This window comes from Paenibacillus sophorae, assembly GCF_018966525.1.
Lineage (GTDB): Bacteria > Bacillota > Bacilli > Paenibacillales > Paenibacillaceae > Paenibacillus_AQ > Paenibacillus_AQ sophorae.
Genome location: NZ_CP076607.1, coordinates 5,696,655 through 5,714,586, shown reverse-complemented (window position 1 = coordinate 5,714,586; position 17,932 = coordinate 5,696,655). Strand labels below are relative to the sequence as shown.

Sequence of the window (17,932 nt, the reverse complement as noted above, 5' to 3'; positions counted from 1 at the left end):
GGTTCAACGAAAATGAGAAGAATCTTTTGGAGTGTGCTTGTGGTCTGGATGCTCGTTGCATTAACCGAAATGGAGACAAGGGGGATGGTTGCGAGCGCGGCAGCAGGGCTGAACTACACATGGAAAGACGAGGTGACGAAGTTCAAAGTCGGACCGGTTGATTTTCAAGATCTCAAGGATGCTGATATCGCTGGCCGCTACTTAACCTGGACTATAATTCAAGATTACTATGATTCGATTTACGTTTTAAATTTGGATAACGGAAAGACGGAAAGATTGACTACCGATAAGACCCACAAATATAACCCGGTTATAGCGGATACCATTCAAGGCCCAATGGTTCTTTGGATTCAGAGTAATGAACTCCATGGAAGTGATATATGGGGATACAATTTGAAAAGTAAGGAAAAAAAGAAGCTGGTTGACGGCGGGTCATCATCGCTAACGGAGCCCGTTGGAAATGGCAATTATCTGGCATGGGTTGATCATTACAAAGTCCAAGTTCTTAATTTGACAACCGGAGAGTCGGAGGAGATCGAGGAAGGGAGTAATCCTCAGCTGGGTAAGGGCCGGCTTATCTATCTGTACCGATCCGATGAAATTAGGGCCTATAATCTGGAAACAAAAAGTAAAAATAATTTTTACGGAGCCAGCTTTCCGTATGATTATTCGTTCAATGGCAAATACATTTTGCTCAAGACCAAACTCAGGGAAAATCAGGGTTATGTTGAGCTGAACGCAACCACTCCGTCTGAAAAGGGAATCGTCCTGCAAAATGATGCTCCTTTCAAATTGTCAAAAGTATTTACAGGATTGTCCTATGGCCTTTGGGTTGAAAAAGGTGAGGGAAATAAAGCAGAGGTAACAGGTGTGGACCTTTTGCATAAGGAGTCCTTTTCGATACCGCTGGAAGCGACATACAATCATGTACTCGGACTCTCCGGCGATACGCTGATTTATTTAAATAAAGGCGGTTTTATCGTCAAAAGAACCATCATTCCTCCGAGTACCCGTGCAGACCGGAATGCAGAACCGATTCATGTCGTTATGGACGGGTTAGAGGTTCCCCTGCGTACGGCCCCAATTTCGCTTAACAATAGCACCTATGTCGAGTTTCGTTCCCTGTTCGAGCGGATGGGGTTCGGCATAAAGTGGGATAACAAAACGCGCCAGATCACGGGCACCAAGGGAAGCCTGGTAATTAAACTGACTATTGGCAAGAAAGAGATGGTTGTTAATGGAAAAGCTATCAAAACCGATTATGCGCCGGTTACTCGGGGCGGTACAACCTATGTTCCTCTTAGACTTATTGGTGAAGCGGCTGATCGTAAAATAAGCTGGAATGGAGCAAAGCAGACGGTGTACATCAGCCTGAAAGATACCAAGGATACCCTCTATAACGAGGACGGCAGCATGCGGTATCATGGCGGACTGGTAGGCGGTATCCGTGAGGGATATGGAACGCAATACAACGAAAACGGACGTGTTTTCTATGAAGGGGAGTGGAAGAACGATAAAATGCATGGCGAAGGGAAAATGTACTATCTTTTCGCTGACGAACTGTTTTTCGAAGGAACGATGAGAGATGGAATGCAGACCGAGGGCATCGAATATTATCCCGGCGGCGGACTTCGGTACAAGGGTTCTTACAATGGAGCGCTGCACTGGGAGGGGCAAGAGGTTGTTCTGAATCGAAGTACAGGCGAATATCTCGTCGTAGAAATAAGTAAGGGACGGCGGGAAGGAAAGGCAATCTGGTATTACGCCAGCGGTGAGGTTAAAATTGAGGGGGATTTTGCGGACGACCGGTTTATTAACGGCACACTCTATGATCCCGAGGGGAATGTGCTGTACCAAGGCGAATTTGACGATTCGGGTGAACCTTTAAAGAATTAAACAATAATAACAGTCCTGACGAAGTTATTTTCATCGGGACTGCTGCGAAACTTAATATTAATCCCTCTGAGCCAACCCTTCAATCGGGTTGGCTCTTGTGGTCTGTGAACCATTCCTCCTGTCAAAGAAAACGCAATCCGTTCACCATCGCTTGAAGATGATCTTGATCCGCCCAGAGGATGAAGTACGGATAGGTGGTGCCGTTAATCACAACAGGCTGCGGATATACGGCGATGAGTGCGGATTGCCGCCGAAATTCCGGCGCTTGGTCCGGGGAAGGGAAGATAAAGCAGGCTTCCTGATTCTGCACTCGTCCCGGAACGATCCGCGGCGAAGAGCCGTATGGCATTAACCGGTGATAAGCTTCTGCGCGGCACAGTTCTGGAAACGGTAGCTCGCTGGCCAGGGCGGAGATTTGGAAGAAACCGTCCGCGCCCTCGTACCGGGTCTCGCTCACCGCCCGCCAGGCGGCGGGATAAGGGAAGCTGACCCGGTACGCTGCACTGCGGAACTGGGCGTAGTCTTCCGCCGGAATGGCTCCATGGGACCATTGTACGGAGGTGATGGCGCCTGCCCCGGAAATCACGCGGATCGGTGCGGGATGGCGGATATCGATGATCCAAATCTCGCTTGCAAGCCCCGCTCCTCTGCAGCCGGACAAGTAAGCGATGGATTCGCTGTCAGGGGACCAGGTGACGGGAGTCCCAAAGCAATCGGAGACGGCCAGAATTTGCTGGCCCCCGCCTTGCGGGCGCTCGGTTCGGATGGTGGAGAAGTAGCCTTTGCGTTCGGCGAAATCGGTTGCGCTGTAGGCGATGTCGGCGCTGCCCGGAGCCCAGGCCGGGAAATAATTTTTTGCTAATGGCCCTCCTGTGAGCTCGAATATGTTCCCTGTGTTGATGTCAACGACATAGATGATGGAGATGCTTGCGCCGGGAGAGGTGAAAAGGGCATAGGAGCCGTTCGGGGAGAGCTGTACATCATTCTTAGGGCTGAGCGTATCGTGCGTAATTTGGCGCTGGCCGGCAGCGTCGACTCGAATCTCATAAAGCTGATCGTTCCCTGTGCTGTCCGGAGCCGCGAATAAAAGTTTATCGCCGGAGGGAAACCACTGCACATGCTTGGCGCCGGAAACGGGCAGCGTTCTAGGGAAGAAGGTGGCGAGCTCATAGAGAATGATCCGGCCCTGCTTCGTATAGCCGATCTGCCTGCTATCCGGGGACCAAGTAAGAGTGGTAAAGGGCTCTAGTTGATCGATCTGCATCAAGGTTCCCTGCAGCACGTCCAAGATGAAAAGGACGCCCTGCTTTCCGATAAACGCGATCCGGCGATTGTCCGGCGACCAATACGGCACGGAATGGGCATCGGCCTGCTGTTTTCCAACCGCTGTGGATTGACCGCTCAATGGATCGAATAGCCAAATATCGTATGCGCCGCCAAAGTTTGAAACATAGGCAAGCCGGCCGATTCCGCCCGGAGGAGCATATGGGATAATGAGGCGCATGCTTACGTTGATCAAGTCGGAAGGCAGTCTGTTCGCTTGGCGGATCAGCTCCGGTCTTCGGACGCCGCCTGTTATTACATTGTATCTGCCGGCCAGCTCGTATAATGTATCTCCGGGCTGCACCACATAGTAAGGGACACCTGGCGGAATGGTCAGTATTTGATCAATATAGATCGTGTATGGCGGACTCAGCCGGTTGGCTTCTATTATAGCAGCCATAGGGACGCCGTACATTTGTGCAAGGGAGTAGACGGAGTCCCCGGATCTAACCTGAACGGTTGTCACACCGGACGGAACCGAGAGCTGCTGACCGGGGTAGATCGTATAGGGAGACGAGAGGTTGTTCGCCGCGATGAGCGCAGGGACAGGCACTTCCCACCTCTTGGCGATGGCCGACACGGAGTCGCCGGGTCTCACGGTATAGAACGTCTGCACGAGGATGACCTCCTCCTTAAACCTTTTGTAACAAGTGTATTCGGCGGATGGCTTTTGCAGAAGAACGGTAAGGGAATAATAAATCGGCTGAAGCAAACAATAAAGAGGCAGTCCGTGTTTATATAGTAAGTAGATATATAAGATGAACTTCAAAAATGACATCAGTGTAACGAGTTGCGAAGGGGAAGTTTGGAACTGTAGGAGCGATAGCGACCGCCTTTGTCTCCGGATTTCATCCGCGAAGAGCGGTTAAAATGAAGAAATCTGGAGACAACAGCGGCCGGAAGTCCAAACATTCCTCGTAGTTACGACTGATATCTGATGGAAAAATCTTAAGTTCATTTTATATAACTAAAATATCCTAATGAAAAATGGAGATACGATGACAGAGAAAAACACAATCATTGAAACAGGATGGAACTTCGACAACAGTTATGCCCGTCTGCCGGAATCATTTTTTACCAGACAAGACCCAAGCCCTGTGCGCTCGCCGAAGCTGGTCATTCTTAATGATCCGTTGGCAGCCTCTCTGGGGTTAAACGTTCAAGCGCTGCAAAGGAGTGATGGCGCAGCGGTGCTTGCCGGCAACGAGATTCCCGAAGGTGCTGAGCCTCTTGCTCAAGCTTACGCAGGGCATCAGTTCGGGCATTTTACTATGTTAGGGGACGGCAGGGCTCTGCTGCTTGGCGAACAGATCACTCCCCGGGGTGAGCGGGTTGATATTCAGCTTAAAGGTCCGGGCAGAACGCCATACTCCCGCCGGGGCGATGGCCGGGCGGCACTTGGGCCGATGCTGCGCGAATACATCATCAGCGAAGCGATGCATGCGCTTGGCATTCCGACCACCCGCAGCTTGGCCGTGGTGACAACCGGTGAGTCCATCGTGCGCGAAACCTTGCTTCCCGGTGCAATCCTGACCCGCGTGGCTGCCAGTCATTTGCGCGTCGGTACTTTTCAATACGCTTCAAAATGGGGCTCTGCCGAGGACCTCAAAGCCCTAGCTGATTACACGCTGCAAAGACATTTTCCGCAAGCTGACGGGGATGAGAACCGCTATCTAGGCCTGCTTCGGGAAGTGATCAAGCGTCAGGCCGCGCTGATTGCCAAGTGGCAGCTCGTTGGCTTTATTCACGGGGTGATGAACACCGACAATATGGCCCTTAGCGGAGAAACCATTGATTATGGTCCTTGCGCCTTCATGGATATCTATGACCCAGGGACGGTATTCAGTTCGATTGATCTTCATGGCCGATATGCTTATGGCAATCAGCCGCATATTGCCGCGTGGAATCTCGCGAGATTTGCTGAAACTCTTTTGCCGCTGCTGCATGAGGGGGAAGAGGAGGCAGTCAAACTGGCCGAGGATGCGATTTCAGATTTTTCCGAGTTGTACCACCGTAATTGGCTCGCGGGAATGAGGGCAAAGCTGGGGATTTTTAACGAAGAACCAGAGGATGAATCCCTGATTGAAGACCTCCTTAATTTGATGCAGAAGAATCGTGCGGATTACACCAATACCTTCCGTGCATTAACATTTGATAAGCTGGAGGATACAGTCCTATACGGCACCACGGAATTTACTCAGTGGTATGAGCGGTGGCAGGCGAGACTGGGCAGACAGCAGGAACCAAAAGCCTCCTCGCACCAGCTGATGCGAAGCAGTAATCCGGCGCTGATCCCGCGCAACCACCGAGTAGAAGAGGCGTTGGAGGCTGCGGTAAAACAAGGAGACTACAGCGTGATGGAGCGGCTGCTCGATGTTCTTGCGAGACCCTTCGCGCATTCCCCCGAACAGGCTGATTACTACACACCGCCGGCGCCATCCGCCTGTCCTTACCGAACCTTTTGCGGCACCTGATACCGAAAGATTAGACCAACGAATAAGAAAACTTTATAATATAGTTACGAAAGAGGGCGGACAAGTTGGCCCTTTTTTCTATGGCTTCCTTTAAATTTATGGGTCTGCCAGAGGTTCAGGAAACTTAACTTATAATGGGGATGATGCCGTTTTGGATATTAGGATGATTCAGAAAGAGCAAGCCTGGCAGCTGCGTCATGAGGTCATGTGGCCGGAAAAGGATCTCGATTATGTAAAGCTTGAAGATGATGATGAGGGGACTCACTTTGGACTTTTTGATGGGGAGCAGCTGATTGCGGTCGTGTCTCTTTTTGTTAATGGAGAAGAAGCGCAGTTCCGGAAATTTGCGACGTTAGCCTCTCACCAAAATAAGGGGTATGGGAGCAGACTTCTAACCTATATGCTTGGGGAAGCGGAGTGCGCTGGCGTGAATCGGATTTATTGCAATGCCAGGAGCGGCAAAGTACCGTTTTATGAGAGATTTGGATTTACTGTAACAGAACAGACCTTTACAAAAAGTGGTAAAGATTATATTGTTATGGAACGGTTCTTCGGGACTTCCTAAAAAATTGCATACATAAAGGAGAGGTTAACGATGTACGAACATCTTGTCTTATTTAAATTAAGTACAAACATTACACCCGCCAAACAACAGGAGCTGCTTGATACTTTGCTCTCGTTGCGGGATCGTATTCCCGGTATAGCCGATATCAGTGCGGGCATCAACGTAACTGAGGAAACGGAGAACATTCACGGTTACACGCTCGGACTGCGGGTCACATTCGAAAATCTTGAGTCGCTGCGTTCCTATGGACCTCATCCCGTTCATCAGGAATTTGTGAAATCGCTGGATGGTCTGCTGGAAAATGTTATCGTGGTCGATTACCCGAAGGTGTAAATGATGGGATTTGTGGAGGTGGCGGCTTGGCATACATACGATTGATTGTTTTGGTTTTGGCGTTCGAAGTGTTTATAACGGCCCTAGTTGGGCTTGGCATTTATGTCGGGTTTTCTGTATTTCCATTCTCTCAGATGACGATAACAGCGCCATCCGCGGCTGCGCAGACGATCGGGTTTCACGCGACCATCCCATTGTATATGCCGATGCTCTCGGATTTGAAAGTCCCCTACACGCAGCTTCAAGCCGGGAAGCCGGTATGGGGGATAGCGGCAATTCTGGTGTCGGCGGCGGCGATGGTGGCGCAAAGCTTTGTTCGGGGCATGTACCTTGGCGGTATAAAAGGGTGGGTCCAGAGCCAAGCCAAGGTCCCGCTGATCAAGTGCGGACGCCGGTATTTCAAGGATATGCTGGCCTGGTCGGTATTTCAGAACGTCTTGAGCGCGTTGGCATTTTTCCTGGCTGCTGTGTTTTTCCCATTCGGGATCATCTTAATCGTTGCTTTGCTGTTCCTTTCGCTTACGCCTTATCTGATCGTCCTTAAGGACCTCTCTCCCAGTGAGGCCTTTGCCGAGGCGCCGGGCCTGTTCCGGCGCTATTTCTGGACGCTGCTGCCGCTTGCGCTGTTAGCCATGCTGTGCACGCTGATCGTCAGCCTGCTGCGGTCTCTGCCGCAGCCTATGGGATATGCGGTACCATTGCTCGCTTACGCAGTGATCGGGACCTTGTTGATCGCCGAGCTTATGAGACGGCTGGAAGGGAAGCTGCAGGAGGACGGTGGAAAGACTCCGCATCTGCCCTTCGGGGAGGCCTTAACTGGCCGAATATCAACTTATATTACCGTTCTGCTCGTGCCGGTGCTGGTCATGGCGGGTGTTCTCTCTGCTTCCGGCCGGCACCTCAGCGCGTTTGATTTTGGCGGTAAAGAGCGGCTCGCCGGCGTGTCTTATATTCCGAATTTCTCCGAAGTCTTCTCTGTGTCGGAGAAGAGCTATACGGCTTACGAATGGTTGACAGGGGATTTCCGGATTGCTATGCGGCTTCCAGACCTGTCCGGCGGGCGGACCCCGAGGGAATTACGGGGCATAGCCGACATTACTTGGCTGGTAAATGAGGAAACCCATTATGCAGTAAACGGGATCAGGACTTCCAGCTCCGTGCAGCCCTTCACGCGCAAGAGCCGGCTGATGTACCGGCTCGTCCGGGAGACAGCGCAGGACGGCAGCTTTTACTACTCAAGCATGAATGGCTCCGCATCGATCCTGCCTGGAGGGGAGCGGCCTCGTGACCCGTTATCCGTCCAAATCACAGTAAGCGGGAACGGCAGCAACATATTTGTACTGCAATACCCGACGCGCTTCGGATTAACACAGGTATTCCGTGTTTCGGATGACGGGCAGTATCTGATCCCAAGTACAAGTCAGGTTAATCCGATGGATTTTCACGTTTATTGGTTCACTGCGGAACAACGGAAAAAGGATGTTTTTGAGCTGTTGGCCGCTAAAAACAAAAACAGTTTCTTGGCGACCCTTAACCGGGCATACCTGCCGCTCGCAGCGGCAATGCAGGAAGGAGACGGGCGCATGGTCGTTAAAATTTTAGAGACGATGCGGACGGCCGGAGTACAGGTGAAAGCGCCCGATTGGGATGAGCGCGCGTGGACAGATTACTTGCGAAGCCAGTACGAGGGTGCCAGCTTGCAGAAGACGCTGGAGTTTGTGACGAAGGCTGTTGTGCTGGGGAGCTATGCAAGCAGGGAACTGCCGGAGAAAAGCGGCGAGAAAGCTACTACCTACCGATTTGAAGTGCCGTTTCCGACCGGGACGGTGCCGATTGCTTATGAGGAGTCCAAGGAAAATGGCAGGCTGGTATCCGTCACTTTATTTAAATAATGGAAAAGGCTGCTTTCCCGTTATTCAACGAGAGAGCAGCCTTGCTGCTATTTAACTTTCATTTTTGGGGATACCATTTAAACTTGGGACATAATCGGCAGCTTTATGGTTCCTAAGTGTCTGAGGTTCTTCAGTGAAATGATCGTTATTCTGTTGATTGTGTTTCTTATCCGCACGATTATCTTCGCGGTCGTATTTGGGATCGGCGCTATTTTTGGGCATGACATTCACCTCCATTTTCTTGCACATAGTATGAGGAGGGGGCTTGCATTTTATTCCAGAGGCCCGGAACTATCGGCGCTCCTTAACATAACGTTCCTTCTCCCGCATCACTATATAGAGTTATTCCATGACATCTAAAAGGAGAATGTTGTAAAAAGGTTCCGTTGATATAATAAATGAAAGCAGCCTGGCGCCGGAGCGGACAGGCAATAAATAATGTGAAATCGAGGTGAGCGGGATGGCGGCTGGAGCACCTGTCAAACTTGCCCAAACGGCTCAACACGAAGGCAGGCCCCAAATCAGACCCCGGGAGCGATTGGTTTATTTGGATCTGATTAAAGTGGTTGCCATTTATTTGGTTTGTTTTTATCATTTCAACGATCTTCCTACCGATGTCCTGACCAACCCTTCATTTTTCACCTATTTAAATTATGGAGTAAAAGGCATTGCCAGTGCCGGGGTTCCGCTGTTCTTTATGGTAAACGGGGCGCTGATGCTGAACAAGAGCTATAATCTCCGCAAGCACATACATAAAATCATCATGATCTGCATTCTGACGGTAGTTTGGGGCATTCTGACCCTGGCCATCCTGATTCCGATCAATGGCGACAGCTATACGGCAGTTCAGTTTGCCAAAGCCTTGCTCGAATGGAAGATGTTTAGAATAAACCATTTATGGTTTCTGCAGACGCTGGTCTGTCTGTATATCCTGTTTCCCTTGATTAAAGAAATCTATGACAAGGATGACAAAGGGCCGCTTTACTTTTTCTTCGGTACGGCTTTTCTGCTTACTTTCGGGAATGTTCTCCTCAGTAATATTGCCAATACGGCAGAGTGGGTAATGAAGGTCAATTATTTGGAGAAGAATTATAACTTTTTCAATAATTTCAATGTATTTAACGGCTTCTTTGCCTTTTCGATCGTGTATTTCATATTAGGCGGTTGGCTGCAGGCCAAGCTGCAGGATAACCGTTTCCGCAGGCCCAGCAGTCCGGTGTTGACGGGGATCATTCTGACTGCTCTGATTGTGCTGCTCGGATACGGGATAATCATGAGTCAGTCGAATGGGGAAGTATTCGATACGGTTTTTGACGGGTACGATACCGTGATGACCCTTATCGTTACCGCGGGCCTTTTTATCCTGTCCTCCCGCTACAAACAAGGTAAATCTCCCCGGCTGTCTAAGGGAATGGAGGTCATCGGCTCGAATACGCTGGGGATTTATTTCATTCATGTCATTGTCGGCTGGTTTACACTTCCTTACTATAAACTGCTGCCCTTTAGTACGAATTTGCTTGCCAACCTGATCTATGGAGCCGCCGTGCTGATTCTTTCCCTTGGGGTTGTGCTGCTGCTGAAAAAGATTCCTGTCGTGAAGCTGTTATTCCGGCTATAATGAGAATGGATTCTCAATCTTAGGCGTCATGTGAAAGGAGAAAGGATCTTGAACGAACTAACGGCAGAGGCAAATCCCATGCGAAGCGAGAGTGCCCGGCGGAAAGAGGGTTTTGGATTTACGATTCAAGTTCGTTTAGTTTCGGATCTTGCAAGGTCCCGATTACGGAAGGGACACCTTTATCCATGTCAATTGGGAATTTAAGAACGCCTATATTAAAGACCCTGACGGATATACCCTGGTGCTGGGTGCGATGCGTGAAAGTTTGCAGTAAAAATGTAACCGCTCTATTTGCTCTATAATGGACGGTTTGGCAAGCGGTCAAAGACCAGAAAATACAAACAGCAAGCTTCCGGTGACTTGGAGGCTTGCTGTTTTTTGCGAATACGGATAGGGTTGGGGGGCGATTGGATTCCTCTTCGACTTCTGCTACAGGCCCAACTTTTGCCCTTTCTCCAAACGCTGGATCTGCTGTTCTCCGGTATCCGCCAGCTCTCTGAACTGATTAATGGTGTCACGCATTTTGGGAAGAGCCTCCTGCTTGTATGTGCTGATAGAATCGAGAGCCGACAGCACGTCAGTGAAAGCCTGTTTTAAAGTGTCTACCGAAATACTCGTTTCCAGAGACTGCTTATGGATCGCCGCGCCCTGATCTTTCAGCATTTTGGAGGTACCGCTTATGAGATCGTTGGTGGTTTGGTTAAGAAGCTCAATCTTTTTCAAGACAATTCTTTGATTGTAAAGCGCGCTGGCCACGGTAACCGAGATTTTCAGGGCGGAAACCGTCACATTTCGGGCTCTGTCCACCCCGCGGATCAGCTCTTTATTATTTCGGATGACGACTTCGATCGCCATGATTCCCTGTTGATTAACAACCTGCATCTGCTGTAAATCCATCACGCGCTGACGCAGCGGAAACAGTACTTCTTCGGTAATGAAGCGGATTTTATCCTCCGACTCATTACGTGATTTTGCCGCTTCAATCTGAGACTCAATTTCTTCATCCATCAGCATGCCAAGCTGGATTTCCTTTTGCAGCTTTTTGGTAAGCTCCCGCAGCGCCTGCTGTTCAAACTCCAAAGTCGTATTATCATTTTTTAACACAGACTTGCCCTTATCCAAAGAGGTTATAATATCCGAAATGACAGCATCCGCCTTCTGGTACTTGGCAAAGTAGCTGCGCAATGGGTTAAAGAACTTACCCAAAAAACCGCTCTTGGCAAAATCCACAACACTCGGGTCCAAATCCTTCAACTGGAGCTGCAGCTCGGTTAATCCCTTGGCGACTTGGCCGCCTTCATCGCCCGTTCTGGACAGGTTCCCCACAGACACCTGCAAAAGAGAATTTTTCTCCGACGATGACTTCATAGAGCTCATGCCGAAATTGTCAATGGACTGCAGTATTTCTTTCCGCTTCTCCAATGAATCGATATCCAGCTCCAGGATCGTGGAGACATTGTTTACCGCCAGCTCCTTTAGCTGGGCTACTTCCTCGGGCACAGGCTTAACCTGCTCCTCAATAGCCGACTTGATCTTCTCCGGATTGACGACTTCCATTGTAAATGACATGGTAACCCCTCCTAATAAAAATTACATTTGAACGTTGAGCAAATTACCGATCTTATACACCACATCGTCCGTATCCGCGTTGATGCTGGCCGCCTCATTGATGCTTGAAATGCTTTGAAGCGCTTTGATATTCGCATTGTAACCAATCGTATATACCGGAATTTTGAAGGTCTCAATTAACCCCCTGATATCATCGAGCGAATGCCCTTCATTCGTTTCCCCGTCACTTAAGACAAAGATCACAGGTTTAACATCAGGGTTAACTGTCAGCTCATCTCGAAGCATTTTCATGGCCACGGCAATACCGTCAAAAGTAGCTGTGCCGCCGCCGGCCTGCAGGCTGTTAACCGCTCCGACAAACATAGACTGCTGATTCGCGTCGTACTTCCCAATCGGAAGGTTGACCGAAACTTCACTGGAATAAGAAACCAAACCAATGCTGTTGTCTCTGCCGAGGTACTTTTGCCCTTGTAATAACGACTCTTTTAGCCGATTGAGAGGCTCACCGTCCATACTTCCGGATACATCGGCTACAAATACCGCTGCAATCGGTTTATTTCCGTTCTTCTTTTCCTTCCACAGCTTCTGTGCGGAGGATAGGAGAGTACCGTCAACTGCGCCTAGCTCTGAATGATAATCCGGAAGACCGTTGAATCCTTTGTCCGCAGCTGATTTCTGATACTTATCCTGCTCGGCGAACTCTGCAAACTTCTTAATAATGTCCAGCTTTTCTTGCGGCAAATTGCCCAAAGCGTACAGCGGACTGTCATGCCTTACGCCAAAAGGAGTGAACACATAACCGCTCTTCAGATCCGGCGCATTGACATAGGTTTGGTACTCCAGGACAAAAGCGTCAAGCATTCCCGACTTAGCCGCATCACGCATTTGCAAAGTTGTAGACGCGGTGAAAGGGACATTGGCCTGGAATTTCTCAAACCCTTGAACCGCCTTATCCCCTAGTAAATCCGAGCTGTCAAAAGTCTGAAGGGCGGTCACCAAAAAGTTGAGTCCTGTCGAACTGGCGAAAGGATCGGTGTACCCCATAGCCAGCTCGTTATTCGCTATAGCGTCTGTAACCGTCTTGATATTTAAGGAGCCGTACTTATTCACCAGCTCATCATACTTTTTCTTGGTTGTTACAATACCGGCAACATTGCCGGCAAGACGCTTCGATATAAGCTGGGTTTGGATGCCCTGCGCTTTGACCATTTCTCCCCACAGCTCATTGGAAGGAGTGAAGGCGTCCGGCACATATTTGCCCGATTTTATGTAATCTGCGGCTGTTCCTGAAGCAATATTGCGGATCTTGACCGAAACGGGCTTCCCATTCACCACAATATTGGACTTATTGAAATCTGTCGCTACCTCGTTCAACCACCCGTCAACATCGGTCCCTGATTTCTCTGTGGAAGAGAAAATTTCTACGAAACTGTCCGTTGTGTTGGCTACGGATATAGGGAACTTGGAGATATCGGGCAATGAGTCGCCGACAGCCGCAGGATCAAGGTCGATCTGACCCTTTATTGGTTCCGCGGCAGTTACAGAAATGCTTTTGTAAAGTTTATCCAGCTGCTTGGCCGCTCCTTCCGCAGTTACCTGTGTCTGGCTTTTGCCTAAATTGGAGGTTAAGCTGATCCCAAAATACACAAGAACAAAAACGGCCACAGCGATAACCCCTAACACCACAAACGCTTTACCTTTTCTAGCCATGCTCATCTCCCTTTCATTGCTTATAGAACTTTGTCTGCTTGATCAATGCATCCATTTCCTGCATGCAGGGCATATCCTCGATATTTTGATAATCTGTACTGTTCAATTGAGTGATCTCCAGCAGCAGCTTGTCTAGCTTCAGCAGAATTTCTTCATTTGCGCCAAGGTATCCCGTTACGGAGGTTAAGTACTCATTGTGTAGAGCTGTTTTTTCTTGAACCAGTTTATTGGAAAACTGTGCGAGCTTCTGCTCACTGGTGAAAGCGGAGAGCTCTGAAGCATCGAATACACTAAGCTTATTCAGGATTCCCTTGATATTCAGGTAAAAAAGTCGCCCGACCTCATCAATGACAGAATGGAACTTCCTGTAACTTAGCTCCGCCGGATCAAATCTTTGACCAAGGACATCCAACAAGGTGGTTTTCTTCTTTTCTATTCGATCCAACTGATCCAGGGCGAGAGCAATATCCTTCTTTAACCCCTTTGCATTTCTGTAATGGTTAAGCGCTGCTATATAATCCTCATGCGATTTCATGTTTTTTACAGGCGCCAGAACAGGAGGTTTAAACAGTAAAGCATAACTCCCGTACAGCAGCACAAGGAGACTAATAACCAGTAAGGTCACACCTGAAGCGGTCTCAAGAACACTTTCACCTCCGATTTCCACCCCTAATAAACCCGGTGACAAAATTAGAATATTCAGGATTACAACCCCGGCAATAAGCCCCAGCAGCTTCATAAGTCTCGAGCTATTCAAAAGACGCACCTCCTCTATATATGATAACTTACTTCCAATATTTAGGGCTATGATTTCAATTGTAGGTATAACATTGAATACGCCCGTTATTTCAGATGGATGCATAATTTTCCTGTTTCCCAAGAGCGTGTGATAAAGGGGGGGATTTTTTCGGCGGGAATGATGGTTGTGTTATCCTAAGATTAGGGGGGATGTACCGTGTCAATGGAATTACGGAAGCTTAAAGCGTTAGGCCAGTTTCTGAGATCGCGCCGGGAGCGGATACAGCCCGCCATGGTTGGCATCAGCGGGAAGTATGGTCGGAGAAGAACTCCAGGGCTTCGCCGGGAAGAAGTTGCCGAGTTAGCTGAAGTGAGCACGACCTGGTATACGTGGTTGGAGCAGGGGCGGGAAGTTCGTGTATCTAAAGATGTTATCGAAAGAATAGGAAGAGCTTTGCTGCTATCTCCGGAAGAGCACCTGCACCTCCAACGACTGGCGAATTATGATCGGATGACCGACCCCAGCGCGTCACCAATTAATGGAATAGACACGGGGCTGCGGCAGATTGTCGAACAAATTCGTTATCCTGCCATTATCGCCACATTCCGGACAGATGTACTGGTTTGGAACCGTATGGCCTCCAAATTTTTAACGGATTTCGATTCGCTTCCCAAGGAAGAATGCAATATGACGCGTCTCGTATTCACCGACTCTTCTTTGCGCCAGAACATAACCAACTGGGACGAGTTTGCCAGATACGGCTTAGCGATCTTCCGTTCTTATTACGACCAGCATCCGGATGATCCTGTGCTCGAGGAATTCGTACAAGGACTATATAACGACAGCCCAGCATTCTCAGAGTTATGGCAGCTGCATGATGTGCAGGATAAGAAAGCCGTCCGATTTGAATTAAATCATCCCGGGGCAGGGCCATTAAGCTTTACACTGAATTCATTCAGTCATATAAACGGCAATTCCGATATCCACCTCTGTGTCTACACCCCCGACGAGGGTACATTCACCGAACAGCGTATGTTGGAATTTGCCGGACAATCCATCCTTTAACTGGCCGTTGATTCGCTCTTGCAGCAAAGTCTTTTTTCGTTATCCTATCAAATTCTATACCCGTATAAATAAACACTGTCTGCCTTCCTCCGGGCGAATTAAGATAGCTACAACCGGTAGATTTGAAGGAGGTAAAGATGATGAAAGCGATGGTCATTGACGGATTTGGCGGCGTAGAAAAATTACGGCTTATGGAATTGCCCGATCTCAAGCCGGCTCCCGGAAATCTCACGATTGACGTGGCTTATGCGGGCGTTGGATACGCGGACATATTGTTGCGGAGGGGCGAATTCGGTTCTTCATTCTCAATGCCGCTTATACCTGGATTGGAAGTGTCCGGATATGTCCGGGCGATTGGGGAAGGAGTGGAGGGCTTCTATGTCGGTCAGCCCGTTGCATCGATGACGCTGCTGAATCTTGGGGGCTACGCGACAATGGCGAATGTAAGAGCTTCGCTGACCGTACCCCTTGATTCACTCGGTTCGGAGCTTGACCTGGCTACAGCAGCGGCGTCCATCGTTAATTTGACGACCGCCTACATGGCTATAAAAGACGTACATCGGATGCAGGCGGGGAGTAAGGTACTCATTCACGCTGCTGCCGGAGGGCTTGGGAGCTTTCTCGGTCAAGTGGCCAAGCGGCTGGGAGCAAAGCATGTGATGGGTACGGTCGGCAGTACAGGGAAATTGAAACTCGCCGAGTCTCTTGGTTATGACGAGCTCTTTATCCGGGAGGAGTTTGTTGAACGTGTTCTTGACGCAACAGGGGGAGCAGGCGTCGATGCCGTCTTCGATCCTGTGGGAGGAGAAGCGCGCTCCCGTAGTCTTCAAGTGCTTAGCCCGCTCGGACAACTGGTCGTTGTGGGGAATGCGAGCGGCGAACCGGACATGCTTCAATCGATGAACGGTTTATGGATAGGTAATCAAGCGATTGCCGGTTTTTCGCTCGGCGGGTACGCCGAGACCGCTCCGAACAAGGTGGGAGCAGCGGCGAAGGAAGCGCTCGGCATGCTGGCGCGCGGAGAGCTTCGCTCCGAGGTGTCAGGTGTCTATCCATTGGAACAGGCAGCGGAGACACATCTCCTTTTAGAAAAGAAGAACACCATCGGAAAGATCGTTTTGCAGATTCAATAATCAAGCTGCCAGGGATCGGAAAATACAAACAGCAAGCATCCAATCAAACGGAGGCTTGCTGTTTTGCTTCAATAATATATTCGAAGTCCTAGATGCGGTCTATATTACGCCTGCGGACAGGCTGGCTATCTTGGTCAAGCGGGATTCATCGACGGTGACTCCCAGTCCGAAGCCTTCGGGAACGGATACGGCCCCGTTCGATACCGAAAGCGCGCCGGCGGGATCATCTTCGGGACGGACTCGCTGGAATCCCCACACTTCAAAGTGGCTGGCGCGTGAAGCCGCCGCGATTTGCAGCAGAGCGGCAGTAGCCAGCCGCCCCTCGTCCATCTGCCCGAGCATATACGGGATGCCGAAAGATTCGGCGACCGCCATCATCCGCAGCATATTGGCGACAGACCCCGCCTTTACAAGCTTCAAGTGGACAATATCGGCCGCGCCCTCGGCGGCAATCCGGGCGACATCCGCGCAGGTGCGGCAGCTCTCATCGGCTACAACGGCGGCCCGTGTCTGCTGCTTTACCTGTTTCAGACCGGCGAAGTCGTCAGCGGGTACGGGCTGCTCGACCCATTCCACGCCGAGTGCTTCGAGTTCCCTCAAGCGAAGGGACGCTTGCTTGGGCGTCCAACCTTGATTGGCATCGACACACAGAAGAACTTCTGCGCCAAGCCCGAGTGAGTCGATGACGGCTCTGGCCCGCCGCACCCGCTCAAGGTCTCCGGCCCGGTCAGGGCCGACTCTCACCTTAATCGTCCGAAAACCGCCCTGCAAATACCGGGCCGCTTCCTCCTCGGCTTCGTCCGGTGTGCCGAAGGCAATCGTGGCATCGCTCGGGATGGAATCCCGCAGCCGTCCCCCTAGCAGCTCGGCGACGGACACTTTCAACTGCTTGCCCATGAGATCGAGCAGCGCAATGTCCACCGCGGCGCGGGCCGCGCTGTTTCCGTTAATCAGCCTGTCGAGCTGGGCATTGATCCTATTTCTGTTCATAACAGGCTTTCCGATGAGTGCGGGGCCCAGTGTATGGGTAAGAACAGCCGCAACGCGTTCGGGCGTATCGCCGGTAACGTATTCGCAGTTTCCGCGAACTTCGCTCCAGCCGGTAACGCCGGAATCAGCCGTAATGCGCAGATAGATTTCTTTTAAATGAGTGACGGTCCCGGAAGAAGAATGAGTGAATGGGGGAGAGAGCGGGAGGTCACATCTGAACACATCAATTTGTGAAATAAGCATACCTACACCTCGTTTTTTCATTCGGCAGAATGGGCTCATGGTGGAATTGGCACGATCTTGTAAGGAGAAGGGAGACGATTAAGAAGGAAGTTATGTCATGGAATATGACGCGACAAACTCTTATAACACGAAAAAAGATAAAAAAATTGATATTTGATCAAATATCACAGTAATTATAGTCACATAAAATCTCATTTTGCAACTGAAATATCGACAAAATATCTATTTTTTCGACTTTATGTTAGTTATTTCGACTTCATGACAGGAATATTTACAATTTGAGATATTTTTATTGACAGTTTGTCGAATTGGCCCTTACAATGTGACCTATATCACAGGTAATCATTGATCGTTGATATTTGATCAAATATCCGATCTTGAA

14 protein-coding genes are annotated in these 17,932 nt (G+C 49.8%); 8 read left to right on the top strand and 6 right to left on the bottom strand.

The genetic code is table 11. The features are described 5' to 3' along the window. The first annotated feature begins 12 nt into the window (after positions 1–12). Entirely contained in the window at positions 13–1,896 is a 1,884-nt protein-coding gene (locus KP014_RS27735) for a stalk domain-containing protein (RefSeq protein WP_090834493.1), read from the top strand. 121 nt (positions 1,897–2,017) lie between these two features. Here the strand turns inward: KP014_RS27735 and KP014_RS27730 are convergent, their stop codons facing one another. Beyond that, positions 2,018–3,835, bottom strand: a complete 1,818-nt coding sequence (locus KP014_RS27730) for a LysM peptidoglycan-binding domain-containing protein (RefSeq protein ID WP_036596308.1) — start codon at positions 3,833–3,835, stop codon at positions 2,018–2,020. Positions 3,836–4,217: 382 nt separating this feature from the next. Between KP014_RS27730 and KP014_RS27725 the strand changes: the two genes are divergently transcribed. The 4 genes from KP014_RS27725 to KP014_RS27710 all read left to right on the top strand — a co-directional run bounded on the left by KP014_RS27725 (position 4,218) and on the right by KP014_RS27710 (position 8,483). Further along, positions 4,218–5,693 carry a protein adenylyltransferase SelO gene (locus KP014_RS27725; protein ID WP_090834491.1) on the top strand — a complete coding sequence of 492 codons (1,476 nt, stop codon included), beginning with the start codon at positions 4,218–4,220 and terminating at the stop codon, positions 5,691–5,693. A 163-nt stretch (positions 5,694–5,856) separates the two neighbouring features. Next, a complete protein-coding gene (locus tag KP014_RS27720; RefSeq protein ID WP_246590604.1) occupies positions 5,857–6,258 on the top strand; it encodes a GNAT family N-acetyltransferase in 402 nt (133 codons plus the stop codon). 30 nt (positions 6,259–6,288) lie between these two features. Continuing rightward, positions 6,289–6,591 (top strand): Dabb family protein, encoded by a 303-nt coding sequence (locus KP014_RS27715; protein ID WP_036600402.1) that lies wholly within the window; start codon positions 6,289–6,291, stop codon positions 6,589–6,591. Positions 6,592–6,617: 26 nt separating this feature from the next. Further along, positions 6,618–8,483: a hypothetical protein gene (locus KP014_RS27710; protein WP_036600400.1), complete on the top strand. Its 1,866-nt coding sequence runs from the start codon at positions 6,618–6,620 to the stop codon at positions 8,481–8,483. A 51-nt stretch (positions 8,484–8,534) separates the two neighbouring features. Here KP014_RS27710 and KP014_RS27705 read toward each other — a convergent pair whose 3' ends face one another. After that, positions 8,535–8,705: a hypothetical protein gene (locus tag KP014_RS27705; protein WP_175491912.1), complete on the bottom strand. Its 171-nt coding sequence runs from the start codon at positions 8,703–8,705 to the stop codon at positions 8,535–8,537. A gap of 325 nt (positions 8,706–9,030) precedes the next feature. Between KP014_RS27705 and KP014_RS27700 the strand changes: the two genes are divergently transcribed. Further along, positions 9,031–10,101, top strand: coding sequence for an acyltransferase (locus KP014_RS27700; protein ID WP_175491911.1), 1,071 nt, complete (start codon positions 9,031–9,033; stop codon positions 10,099–10,101). 429 nt (positions 10,102–10,530) lie between these two features. Here the strand turns inward: KP014_RS27700 and KP014_RS27695 are convergent, their stop codons facing one another. Genes KP014_RS27695 through KP014_RS27685 form a run of 3 tightly spaced genes read right to left on the bottom strand, consistent with a single transcriptional unit; the run spans position 10,531 to position 14,119 of the window. Next, complete coding sequence (locus tag KP014_RS27695) at positions 10,531–11,670, bottom strand: toxic anion resistance protein (protein ID WP_036600397.1); 1,140 nt, start codon at positions 11,668–11,670, stop codon at positions 10,531–10,533. Positions 11,671–11,691: 21 nt separating this feature from the next. Then, entirely contained in the window at positions 11,692–13,380 is a 1,689-nt protein-coding gene (locus tag KP014_RS27690; RefSeq protein ID WP_036600394.1) for a vWA domain-containing protein, read from the bottom strand. A 13-nt stretch (positions 13,381–13,393) separates the two neighbouring features. Beyond that, positions 13,394–14,119 carry a hypothetical protein gene (locus tag KP014_RS27685; RefSeq protein WP_246590603.1) on the bottom strand — a complete coding sequence of 242 codons (726 nt, stop codon included), beginning with the start codon at positions 14,117–14,119 and terminating at the stop codon, positions 13,394–13,396. Between the two features lie 222 nt (positions 14,120–14,341). Here KP014_RS27685 and KP014_RS27680 point away from each other — a divergent pair, with 222 nt between their 5' ends. Further along, positions 14,342–15,184, top strand: a complete 843-nt coding sequence (locus KP014_RS27680; protein ID WP_036600390.1) for a helix-turn-helix transcriptional regulator — start codon at positions 14,342–14,344, stop codon at positions 15,182–15,184. Between the two features lie 137 nt (positions 15,185–15,321). Beyond that, positions 15,322–16,317: a quinone oxidoreductase family protein gene (locus KP014_RS27675; protein ID WP_246590602.1), complete on the top strand. Its 996-nt coding sequence runs from the start codon at positions 15,322–15,324 to the stop codon at positions 16,315–16,317. Positions 16,318–16,416: 99 nt separating this feature from the next. Here the strand turns inward: KP014_RS27675 and KP014_RS27670 are convergent, their stop codons facing one another. Continuing rightward, complete coding sequence (locus tag KP014_RS27670) at positions 16,417–17,550, bottom strand: mandelate racemase/muconate lactonizing enzyme family protein (RefSeq protein ID WP_175491910.1); 1,134 nt, start codon at positions 17,548–17,550, stop codon at positions 16,417–16,419. Positions 17,551–17,932: the final 382 nt, after the last annotated feature.